A 9825-nucleotide genomic window follows, 5' to 3' on the forward strand; every position below is an offset into this window, starting at 1 on the left:
ACGCTGGCGAACGACACCCAATCGGCTCACAACCATCCGGCATGGCCGTGATCGAGTGCATCCGAGCTTGCCAACCGCAGCGCAGGCGGTGACGTCATGGATCAGCAGTCGTCGCCGCGCCCCGAAGAAGACGACGTTCATCTGTCGATCCAATTCCATGATGTCCGTTTGGATTTCGCCGCCTGTGTGACCGCAGCCTCGCGCTTTGTGCAGGACTGGTGCGCCTACCATTACCCAGATGCGGTGACTGTGGTCCCTGGGGACCCAGCCGGACTGCCGCGCTTGCCAAACGAGCGGCTGTACCTCGAGCCCTGAATTGCGAGTCCCGCACCTATTGGGGAGGACGAACCACGGACAGCTGCTCTCGCCACTCTCGCGGAGACCGCGATCGGCCAGTGTGAATGCCCGTTGGCTTGGCGGCGTGTCGTGGATGTAAAGGCAACCTTGACAACCCGATCTTGTCAAGGCAGCCTTTACATATGGAGGAATCGTCCCGGGCGCCAGCCGCCGATGAACAGGCCGTCCTACGAAAACTGTTGTCCAGCAATGCCGAAATCGTGGCCGAGGTCCTCGACCCGGTCGAAGGCAAGCCAGGTGTATCCGTCATGGCCGCACTGCGCGCCGCCCGCAGTCTCGACATGGTGGTCGATGATGTCGTGCACGCACTGGTGCGGCGAGCCCGTTCGGAAGGTCATACCTGGGCCGAGATCGGCGAGTTGTTCGGCACCTCGCGGCAGGCGGCCTTCCAGCGCTTCGGCGGCTCGACAGCCCCCGTGGCCCCGACACCGCCAGTGCCACCCACGCCCCCGACTCCTCCGGGACTCCCTTTCCCGCCGACTCCACCCGGACCGCCGTTCGGCTGTCCATGATCGTGCGGCTAGGCCCTTCAATCCTGACCTCGTCGAGTTTCAATCCCGTGCAGCACCCGAAAGGCAGCACCATGTCCTCATCATTTCCCACGCCGCATGACATGCCGGTACAGCTTGCGCGACTGCGCGAACAAGCTCCTGACGCGGCCCGAGCATTCGGCCGCATCACCACCGAAATCCAGCAATTGCACCGTTCGATCGCCACCGCGGTGTTCGATGCCGTCGGCGCGGCCGAATCGACCAAGGTCGTCCACGACGACATCACCGATCACTTCTACGACTCGATCCGCACCATCGCATCGGGTTTCGGCACCGCCGCCGACAGGCCGAGACCATGAATACCAGCGACACCACGAAGCCGCCCATTCGTGCGCGCCGAATCCGATTCCATTATCCCGCCGGTTCGCTGGACCGGCACTACGTCCACGGCGACCTCGTCATGAGCCACCTCGTGGCCTACCTGTCGGCCACATTTCCCGAGGGCGAGGACTTCTTCATCCGGTCCGTGCGCCGATTCGCAGACCGGATCACCGATCCCGAATTGCGTTCCCAGGTCAAAGGATTCATCGGCCAGGAGGCCACGCACGGCCGCGAACATCGGGAACTCAACGAACGGCTCCAGCACATGGGCTACCCCACCCGCTTCGTCGACCGCGCTATCGGCCGCGTTGTCTCCCTCTACGAGCGGCGACTGTCACCGCTGACCTGCCTGGCCCTCACTGCGGCATTCGAGCACTACACCGCGGTAGCCGCGGAAACCCTACTCGGAGACCGACGAGCGCAGGCACTGCTCGGCGATGGCGAAGTGCGGTCGATTCTGCTGTGGCACGCCTTGGAAGAGTCCGAGCACCGATCGGTCGCCTTCGATGTCTACCGCGCCGTCGGCGGCAGCGAACGCCGCCGGATCTGGGCGATGCGGTACGGCTCCGCCGCTTTCATTCTCGCTGCCCTCCTGTTCACGACGGCATCGCTCCTGCGTGACCGCGCGAGTTACAAGCCATTCACTCTCTTCCGCAGCCTCGCCGCACTGCGACACTCACCGTTCGTGGAACCCCCTGTGCGCCAACGTCTGCGTGACTACAACAGGGCCGGATTCCATCCCGACGATTTCGACAACAACGAGTTGCTCCAGCACTGGACAGCTGAACTGTTCGGCGAGAGCGGCACACTCGTCGATCACCTCGCGATCAAGACCTCTCCCACCACGCCCGACGCGCCGAGCCGATGAAATCGGCACCCGATCGAGCGAACGTACACCAAGCATGAGCGCGCCACCGGTTAAATGTCGGCGGCCGGTGTATTCCAGCCGTGCTCACTGACGGCGCATTACCGTCGAAGAACGCCCGGATTCCGATGGCGGGGTATTCGATCAAGCCGTTGGGCAGCTGGTCAATTGGGAATCAGGATCACATTCCGTAGCAGGTGGCGATCGCGGCGGCGCGGTTGCGCAGGGAAGTGCGCAACGACTGCGGGGCCAGGGCTTCCGCGTCTGTGGTGAGCTGCCACAGCGCCCATTCGGCGTGTCGTGCGTCTTGGAAGGTCACCTCCAGGCGCAGCCAGCCGTTTGCGTCGGGTTCCTCGGTGCGGACGGCCAGTGCGGTGCTCACCAGGTCCTCCCGCCGCGCCGGGTGCACCCGTACCAGCACGGCGATTTGGTCGCCACTGGTCCGAAACCGCGTGCTGCGTTCCTGCCATGCTCGGTCCAGGTCGACCCGGTCTGGTCGCTGTGCCGGTTCGGGGAGTTCCTGTGCGGCTAACACCCGCGACAGCCGGTAGGTGCGGTCCGCGCCGGACCTCGTGGCCAGCAGGTAGACCTGGTCGCGAACGATGACCAGGCCGATCGGGTCCACCGTGCGCCACTTCGGGGTCTGGTCGAGGGCCGCGTAGTGGATGCGGAGCTTGTGTCCGGCGAACACCGCGCGCCGGACCTCGGCCACGATGGTGCCGGGCACCTCCTCAGCGACCAGCCGACGCGACAGCAGATCGGTTTCCGGGTCGATGAGCAATCGCTCGGCCACGTCAGCCGCGGTGTCCCGATAGTTTTCGGGTAGCGCGTCGACCACCTTGAGCATCGCCGAAGCAAGCGCCGAGCCGAGGCCGAATGCTTGTGCGCCGCGCCGCGATCCGGCGATCAGCAAGGCAAGTGCCTCGTCGTGGTTCAGCCCGGTGAGCTCGGTGCGGAACCCAGGTAACAACGCGAAGCCGCCGTGCCGGCCGCGTTCGGCGAAGACCGGGACACCGGCTGCGGACAGCGCCTCGATGTCGCGCAACACGGTCCGGGTGGATACCTCCAGCTCGTCGGCCAGCTCGGCCGCAGTCAGCCGGCCGCGCTGGCGCAGCAGCAGCACCAGCGACACCAACCGGTCGGCGCGCATAGGAAAAGACTTTACCGAATACACGACAGAGGATGTCGTGATTAGCTGGGAGGCTTCCACCACGGCGTCACAGACAGCGGCTACCAGGCCGGTGGGCGTACGTACTTCAATGAAATGGAGCTGATGTGGTGGTGGAACGAACGGCAGTCAACCCGGTGACGTGGTCGGTGGAGATGGGATTCAACCAGGGTGAGCTCGTCTCCGGGCACACCCGGACGCTGTACTGCTCCGGCCAGACCGCGATGTGCGGCGACGGCAAGCCCCAGCATGACGGTGACATGGCGGCGCAGTTGGCGCTGAGCCTCGACAACGTGGAGGCCGTGCTCGGAAAGGCCGGCATGTCGCTGGCGAACCTGGTCCGGCTCAACGTCTACACCACCGACGTCGATCTGCTCTTCCAGCACTACGGCGTGCTGGCGTCGCGGTTGGGCGCTGCCGGGGTGGCACCGACTACCACGATGCTCGGGGTCACCCGGCTGGCGATCCCCGGCCAGATGGTCGAGCTCGAGGGAACCGCCGTCGAGTGATGTCACCTCGCCGCCTCCGGTAGGACTGCCGGAGGCGGCGAGTCAGGAAGGTGGGTGATTTCTCGGTGCTCAGAATGGTGACAATCGGCGTCTATGGCTTCAGCGGCGAGTCCTTCCTGCAACGGCTACAGCAGGCGGATGTCCGCCTATTGCTCGATGTTCGCCAGCGCCGTGGTGTCCGCGGACCCGAGTACGCCTGGGCGAACTCACGGCGGCTGCAGGTGGCCCTCGCTCGAGCCCGGATCGTCTACGAGCACCACCCCGAACTCGCCCCAACCACCGAGCTACGCCAGCTCCAGTACGCCGAGGACGACCGCCAAGGGGTTGGCAAGCGCTCGCGCCGCGAACTCGCCGCCGAGTACACCCGCCGCTACACCACCGAGATCCTCGACCACGTCGACCTCGGCCCCATCGTATCGGCGTTGCCGAGCAACGGGACCGCAGCGCTGCTCTGTGTAGAGCGCGACCCTGAGGCTTGCCACCGCTCGTTGATCGCCCAGCGGCTGACCGAGCAGCACCACCTCACGATCGAGCACCTGCGCCCGCTGTGACGCGGCAATTCCTCAACGGTCGGCCGGGACGACACGGCACCGTCGGGCCAGCGGATCGACAATGGCGGGCTCGGAATCGCTCAGGGGTTGGCGGCAGCCCAAGCGCAGATGGCGGCGAGTGGCTCCTCGAGCGTCTTGCCGAGGGTGGTGAGGGCGTATTCGACGTGTTGCGGCGGGCTTTCGCGGAGGACATGCCGTTGGACGAGTCCGTCCGCCTCCATGCCCCGTAACGTCTCGGTCAGCACTTTCTGGGTGATGCCCGGCAGTCGCCTGCGCAGGTCGGCGTGGCGTTGCGGGCCGTCGAGCAGGGCGTAGATCAGCAGGATGCGCCACTTCGCCGACAAGCGTTCCAGCGCCTGCCGGGTTGTGCAGGATTCCTCGAGCACCTCCGGGATCACCAGCGCCATGAACAGCCTCCTCGTCCGGGATGGGCACCGCAAAGTGCCTTCTTTCGCGGCTCGCCCGTGCGGCCTACCGTCGTCGGCACCAACGGTACTGAAAGGCATCACACGTGGTGAACAGCGATTTCCGGATCCACACCTACAGCGCGGGCGAAGCGGGGATCTTCGTGAACAGCTATCTGATCGAGACTGCGAACGGGGTGGTGTTGATCGACGCCAGTCTCCTGGTTTCCGACGCCAAGGCACTGGCGGCCCGGCTGGCCGCGCTGAGCAAACCGCTGCTCGCGGCGTTCGTGACGCACCCGCACCCCGACCACTTCAACGGCCTGCCCTACGTCGTGCCCGAGGATGTGCCGGTGTATGCCACCGTCGCGGTGGCCGAGGTCATCGACCGGAGTGCGGAGGCCAAGCGGAAGCAGTGGCAGCCCACCTACGGCGCCGAGTGGCCCGACCGGTACCGGGTGCCGGACCGACTGCTCGCGGACGGCGAGGTCGTCGAGGTCGCCGGACTGCGGGTGAGCGCGCACGACGTCGGCCCAGCCGAAAGCCACGCCGACTCCTACCTGCTCGTCGAATCCGGCAGCACTCGCGCGGCATTCATCGGCGACCTCGCCTTCCACGGCACCCACTCCTACCTCAGCGACGGCCACTCGGCGGCATGGCTGGACGCGCTGGATCGACTCTCGGAACAACTGGCCGAGGTGCCGCTGTATCCGGGCCACGGCAAGCCCGGTGACGTGTCACTGTTCGCAGACCAGCGCAAGTACCTACTGATGTACCGCGAGACGACGGCCAGATTGGGCGGCGGAGCCGAAGCTCTGACCGAATCCCAGAAGGAGGAACTGACCGCGATGATGACCAGGTTCTCTCCCGGCGAGCCACTGAACTGGCTGGTCGCTCTCGGCGCGGACGCGGTGGCGAACGAGATGGCGGCCGCGTTCAGCTGAGTGTGAAACGTTCCCGATCGGCCGCTCGCGAACGAGATGATCTGTGCGAGAAAGGAAGTGGATATATGAAGATCGCGGTAATGGGTACAGGGCAGGTCGGACGGCGACTGGCGAGCCGACTGCAAGGGTTGGGACATGAGGTGACCCTGGGCTCACGGACATCCGACAACGCCGACGCAGCCGCCTGGGCCAGGGAAACCGGCGGCCGCCAGGGAACCTTCGCCGAAGCGGCGGCCGGGAGCGAGGTCATCGTGAACGCCACCGGCGGCACGGTATCCCTTGCCGCCCTGACCGCGGCCGGGCCGGAGAACCTGGCGGGCAAGGTGATCGTCGACGTGTCCAACCCGCTGCAGTTCGTCGACGGATCACCGCGACTGGCCGTTCCGGCGGAGGGCAGCGTCGCCGAACAGCTTCAGGCGGCATTCCCCACGGCACGGGTGGTCAAGACCCTCAACACCATGAACAACGAGCTCATGGTCGATCCGACCCGAGTTCCCGGCAGCCACAACGTCTTTCTCAGCGGAGACGACGACTCGGCCAAGGCCGATGTCGCCGCCCTGTTGCGGTCCTTCGGCTGGACCGACGAGCAGATCATCGATCTCGGCGGTGTGCGTACCGCCCGCAGCGTCGAACCCGTGGTGCTGCTGTGGGTGAGCCTCTCCCGGGTGCTCGGCACGGCCGATTTCAACTTGTCGGTAGTCCGGCCCGAATGAGCTAGTGGGACGTGCGCTTTGGCGTCGTCCGCCGCCCTGGTGTGGAATCAGCGCCGTCTGAGCCGTATCCGGGCTGGGCTCACCACCAGGGCGTCGGGCGGTGGCGTTGCCAGTTCAGTTCGGATTCGAGCTGGGCGGCCAACGAGACCAGGAGGGGTTCGGAGTCTGCCGTGCCCATCAGTTGGGCGCCCACGGGCAGGCCGGAGTCGGTGAAGCCCGCGGGGACGTTGACGCTCGGCCAGCCGAGGACGTTCCAGGGCCAGGTGTAGGGGCAAGCGGCGGTGATGAGGTCGTTGGTGGCGGTGATGCCGATGCCGTCGATCTCCTCGGCGCGTGGCGGGGGAGTGGCGGTGGTGGGGGCGAGGACCACGTCGTAGTCGCGAAAGAAGTGGCCGATTCGCCTGTGCAGCAAGGGTTCCAGCTGGCGTGCCGCGTAGAGGGCGGGGCCCTCGAGCACGCGGCCGATCCGGGCGTTGGCCGTGGTGCGCGCGTCGACCTCGAGTCCGGGCATCCGGTTGTACACCCGCCGGATGCCCGCCAGCGAACGAGGCAAGAACGAGGCGCCGATCATGATGCCGTAGTGCAAGTCCGCCACGGTCACCGTGTGGCCGAGCCTGCGCAGGGTGTCGGCGGTGGTCCGGACCGCTTGCTCCACCTCGGGGTCGAGGGCGGTCTTGGTCGCGGTGAACGGAATTCGCAGCGACAGCGCGATCCGCAACCGGCCGGGGTCGCGGCCGACCGCGTCCGAGGCGGTGATCGGGGCCGGCGTGTGCAGGTCGCCGGCGTGCGGACCGGCGGCCGAGTCCAGCAGCAGCGCCGCGTCCGCGACGGTGCGCGCCAGCGGGCCGTTCACGGTGAGCCCGTAGAACAGTTCGCCTTCCGGCCAGGTGGAGATCCGCCCGCGCTGCGGCTTGATACCGACCAGGTTGGTCCAGGCGGACGGAATGCGGATCGACCCCGCCCCATCGGAACCCAGTGCGGCGGGGATCAATCCGGCCGCGACGGCCGCCGCCGACCCGCCGGAGGACCCGCCGGGCGTCCGCGTGCGGTCCCAAGGATTGCGGGTGTGGCCGAAGGAGGCGGCGCTGGTGAACGGCCACTGGCCGAGTTCGCAGGTGTTGGTCTTGCCGACGATCACCGCGCCCGCCGCGCGCAGCCGCCGAACCGATTCGGCGTCTTCGGTTTTCGGTGCGAACTCGCCCCCACAGCCGAAGGCGGTCGGCTCGCCCGCGATGTCGGTGTCGTCTTTCACCGCGATGGGCACGCCGAGTAGCGGCAGCCGTTCGCCGGCGGCGAGCCGACGGTCGGCCTCGGCGGCGTCGGCCAGCGCCCGTTCGCGGCGCACGATCCGGAAAGCATTGAGCGTGGGCTGCGCGGCCTCGATCCGGTCGAGTGCGCCGCTGACCGCCGCGGTCGAGGTGATCGCGCCGCCCGCGATCGCGGCGGCCAGTTCGGCCAGCCCCAGCTCCCGCGTATCGGGCGGGAGGCGGGTCGGATCGGACACCGTCATCTGAGCTCCGTCTCGTCGTGTTTGGGCTAACCGTATCCATCGCTCTGGTCAAGCGTCCATATCGGTGGCCGGAAATCCACCCTGGGTAGGATAGACATACATACCGTATGTATGTAAAAGTGGCCGGGTACCTGAGACGACTGGGAGGACCCATGGCAACCAGCACAGCACTCGGCCGCGTCCACGAGGTGGACTTGCCCGGCGGCCGCATCCGCTACCACGAGACCGGGGAGGGCGCTCCGGCCGTCTTCGTGCACGGCCTGCTCGTCAACGCCGACCTGTGGCGCAAGGTGGTCCCCGCGATCGCCGCCGCCGGATATCGCTGCCTGACGCCGGACTGGCCGCTCGGCTCGCACGAGATTCCGGTCCCCGGCGCCGAGTTGACCCCGGTCGGCGTCGCCGACCTGATCGCCGCTTTCCTGGAGCGCCTCGACCTCACCGATGTCACAGTGGTCGCCAATGACACCGGCGGAGCGATCACTCAGGTGTTGCTGACCCGCGATCGCTCCAGGATCGGCCGCGTCGTGCTCGCCTCGGTGGACAGCTACGAGGGCTTCCTGCCGCAGCCGTTCGCGGCACTTCCGCTGCTGGCGAAAATCCCCGGGTCGATCCGCCTGCTCACCGAGGTGATGCGTATCCGGGCACTGCATCGCCTGCCCATAGCCTTCGGCTGGATCACCAAGCGGCCGATTCCGTCGGAGATCACCGACTCCTATCTGCTGCCGAGCCGCAATTCGGCCGCGATCCGGAATGACCTGCGCCGCTTCCTGAAATCCGCGCATCGCCGGTACACCCTCGAAGCCGCGCGGCACTTCGCTGACGTCGACGTCCCGGTATTGCTGGCCTGGGCGCGCGAGGACCGCCTGTTCCCGGTGTCCTTCGCCGAACGTCTCGCCCGCGACCTGCCGAACGCGACGCTGAAACTCATCGACGACTCCTACACCTTCCTGCCGGAGGACCAGCCCGAGTTGCTCGCCGAATCGATTCTGGAGTTCACTCGGCTGCATGCCACGCCGTAGCCAGGAAGACCGCTCTCGCACCACCAGAGCCGCGCTCGAACAGGCCGGACGCCGGCTGTTCACCGAGCGCGGCTTTGCGGGAACCTCGGCCGAAGAGCTGGTCACCGAGGCGGGGGTCACCCGTGGCGCGTTGCACCATCACTACGGCGACAAGCGCGGCCTGTTCATGGCGGTGCTGGAGCAGATCGAGGTCGAGACCACCGAGGAGATCGAAAAGGCCATCGCCGCAGTGGATTCCGACGATGTGATGGCCGGGATGACGGCGGGCCTCGGGCTCTTCCTGGAGATCTGTCAGCGGCCCGCGATGTTGCGGATCGCGCTCTCCGACGCCCCCGCCGTGCTCGGTTGGCAGGCCTGGCGCGAATTCGAGTCGGCCCACGGCCTCGGCCTGATCACCGCCCAGCTCGAGCGCGCCCGCGATGCCGGACTGATCGCCGACGCCCCGATCCCCGTGCTGGCCCAGCTCGTGGTCAGCGTGGTCAGCGAGGCCGCTCTGATCGTCGCGCACGCCGACGACCCCGACACCGCCCGTGCGCAGGCCCAGCAATCAGTGCTCCTACTGATCTCCGGACTTATCCGCACCAGCAGCTGAATCGGAACGGCCTGACCAGCTTTTGAGAACCGGCGACCGGGCCCTTGGTCGTCGGCTCCAGCTCGGCGTTGATGCCCCGCCGCTGACACGTGACTGAGCAGGCACCCGGCTGAGCGGCGAACTTCGAGGTCTCGCGGTTTCCGCCGCACGCAACCGGATCGGCCCGACTCCCGCTTTCGAGCGAAGCGAGACCGAGCATTGACGTTCGCGGCCCGGCTCGCGTCCGAGTGGCCGTCGCGTCCGCGACGCAGTCGCCAGCGGCGGTCGCTCGGACGCGAGCCACAGGTGGGCCGCGAACACGCAGCGCCGCAGGCGCTGCAA

General features: G+C 67.2%; 13 protein-coding genes. 10 read left to right on the forward strand and 3 right to left on the reverse strand.

Annotated elements, in window-relative coordinates; genetic code table 11:
• The first annotated feature begins 96 nt into the window (after nt 1-96).
• From NA4_RS35540 to NA4_RS35555, 4 genes are all read left to right on the forward strand, one after another.
• Nucleotides 97-315: a hypothetical protein gene (locus NA4_RS35540; RefSeq protein ID WP_067480015.1), complete on the forward strand. Its 219-nt coding sequence runs from the start codon at nt 97-99 to the stop codon at nt 313-315.
• A 164-nt stretch (nt 316-479) separates the two neighbouring features.
• Nucleotides 480-869, forward strand: a complete 390-nt coding sequence (locus tag NA4_RS41035) for a hypothetical protein (protein ID WP_067480017.1) — start codon at nt 480-482, stop codon at nt 867-869.
• 101 nt (nt 870-970) lie between these two features.
• Entirely contained in the window at nt 971-1207 is a 237-nt protein-coding gene (locus tag NA4_RS35550) for a hypothetical protein (RefSeq protein ID WP_157129508.1), read from the forward strand.
• The gene (locus NA4_RS35555; protein ID WP_067480021.1) at nt 1204-2097 is read left to right on the forward strand and encodes a metal-dependent hydrolase; all 894 of its coding nucleotides are present in this window, start codon (nt 1204-1206) and stop codon (nt 2095-2097) included. The genes NA4_RS35550 and NA4_RS35555 overlap by 4 nt, the downstream gene beginning before the upstream one ends.
• 178 nt (nt 2098-2275) lie before the next feature.
• Here NA4_RS35555 and NA4_RS35560 read toward each other — a convergent pair whose 3' ends face one another.
• Nucleotides 2276-3244 (reverse strand): helix-turn-helix transcriptional regulator, encoded by a 969-nt coding sequence (locus NA4_RS35560; protein WP_067480023.1) that lies wholly within the window; start codon nt 3242-3244, stop codon nt 2276-2278.
• A 131-nt stretch (nt 3245-3375) separates the two neighbouring features.
• On the opposite strand from NA4_RS35560, the gene NA4_RS35565 reads away from it, so the two are divergent.
• Both NA4_RS35565 and NA4_RS35570 read left to right on the forward strand, forming a co-directional pair.
• Nucleotides 3376-3771, forward strand: coding sequence for a RidA family protein (locus NA4_RS35565; protein ID WP_067480036.1), 396 nt, complete (start codon nt 3376-3378; stop codon nt 3769-3771).
• A 74-nt stretch (nt 3772-3845) separates the two neighbouring features.
• Complete coding sequence (locus tag NA4_RS35570; protein WP_245671744.1) at nt 3846-4322, forward strand: DUF488 domain-containing protein; 477 nt, start codon at nt 3846-3848, stop codon at nt 4320-4322.
• Nucleotides 4323-4402: 80 nt separating this feature from the next.
• Here NA4_RS35570 and NA4_RS35575 read toward each other — a convergent pair whose 3' ends face one another.
• The gene (locus NA4_RS35575) at nt 4403-4729 is read right to left on the reverse strand and encodes a winged helix-turn-helix transcriptional regulator (RefSeq protein ID WP_067480025.1); all 327 of its coding nucleotides are present in this window, start codon (nt 4727-4729) and stop codon (nt 4403-4405) included.
• Between the two features lie 104 nt (nt 4730-4833).
• Between NA4_RS35575 and NA4_RS35580 the strand changes: the two genes are divergently transcribed.
• The gene (locus tag NA4_RS35580) at nt 4834-5670 is read left to right on the forward strand and encodes an MBL fold metallo-hydrolase (protein WP_067480027.1); all 837 of its coding nucleotides are present in this window, start codon (nt 4834-4836) and stop codon (nt 5668-5670) included.
• 2 nt (nt 5671-5672) lie between these two features.
• A complete protein-coding gene (locus NA4_RS35585) occupies nt 5673-6383 on the forward strand; it encodes an NADPH-dependent F420 reductase (RefSeq protein ID WP_281180100.1) in 711 nt (236 codons plus the stop codon).
• Between the two features lie 79 nt (nt 6384-6462).
• Here the strand turns inward: NA4_RS35585 and NA4_RS35590 are convergent, their stop codons facing one another.
• Nucleotides 6463-7893, reverse strand: coding sequence for an amidase (locus NA4_RS35590; RefSeq protein ID WP_067480031.1), 1431 nt, complete (start codon nt 7891-7893; stop codon nt 6463-6465).
• A gap of 152 nt (nt 7894-8045) precedes the next feature.
• Between NA4_RS35590 and NA4_RS35595 the strand changes: the two genes are divergently transcribed.
• Together NA4_RS35595 and NA4_RS35600 are read left to right on the forward strand one after the other, a co-directional pair.
• Nucleotides 8046-8912, forward strand: a complete 867-nt coding sequence (locus tag NA4_RS35595; RefSeq protein ID WP_067480032.1) for an alpha/beta fold hydrolase — start codon at nt 8046-8048, stop codon at nt 8910-8912.
• Nucleotides 8899-9504 carry a TetR/AcrR family transcriptional regulator gene (locus NA4_RS35600; RefSeq protein ID WP_067480034.1) on the forward strand — a complete coding sequence of 202 codons (606 nt, stop codon included), beginning with the start codon at nt 8899-8901 and terminating at the stop codon, nt 9502-9504. Before NA4_RS35595 ends, NA4_RS35600 begins: the two co-directional genes overlap by 14 nt.
• Nucleotides 9505-9825: the final 321 nt, after the last annotated feature.

This window comes from Nocardia amamiensis NBRC 102102 (assembly GCF_001612745.1).
Classification (GTDB): Bacteria; Actinomycetota; Actinomycetes; order Mycobacteriales; family Mycobacteriaceae; genus Nocardia; species Nocardia amamiensis.

Bases quoted from the DNA above. Each gene is read 5' to 3' on its own strand.
- NA4_RS35560 (WP_067480023.1), bottom strand. From the start codon at position 3,244: ATGCGCGCCGACCGGTTGGTGTCGCTGGTGCTGCTGCTGCGCCAGCGC.
- NA4_RS35550 (WP_157129508.1), top strand. From the start codon at position 971: ATGCCGGTACAGCTTGCGCGACTGCGCGAACAAGCTCCTGACGCGGCC.
- NA4_RS35540 (WP_067480015.1), top strand. From the start codon at position 97: ATGGATCAGCAGTCGTCGCCGCGCCCCGAAGAAGACGACGTTCATCTG.
- NA4_RS35595 (WP_067480032.1), top strand. From the start codon at position 8,046: ATGGCAACCAGCACAGCACTCGGCCGCGTCCACGAGGTGGACTTGCCC.
- NA4_RS35600 (WP_067480034.1), top strand. From the start codon at position 8,899: ATGCCACGCCGTAGCCAGGAAGACCGCTCTCGCACCACCAGAGCCGCG.
- NA4_RS41035 (WP_067480017.1), top strand. From the start codon at position 480: ATGGAGGAATCGTCCCGGGCGCCAGCCGCCGATGAACAGGCCGTCCTA.
- NA4_RS35555 (WP_067480021.1), top strand. From the start codon at position 1,204: ATGAATACCAGCGACACCACGAAGCCGCCCATTCGTGCGCGCCGAATC.
- NA4_RS35570 (WP_245671744.1), top strand. From the start codon at position 3,846: ATGGTGACAATCGGCGTCTATGGCTTCAGCGGCGAGTCCTTCCTGCAA.
- NA4_RS35590 (WP_067480031.1), bottom strand. From the start codon at position 7,893: ATGACGGTGTCCGATCCGACCCGCCTCCCGCCCGATACGCGGGAGCTG.
- NA4_RS35575 (WP_067480025.1), bottom strand. From the start codon at position 4,729: ATGGCGCTGGTGATCCCGGAGGTGCTCGAGGAATCCTGCACAACCCGG.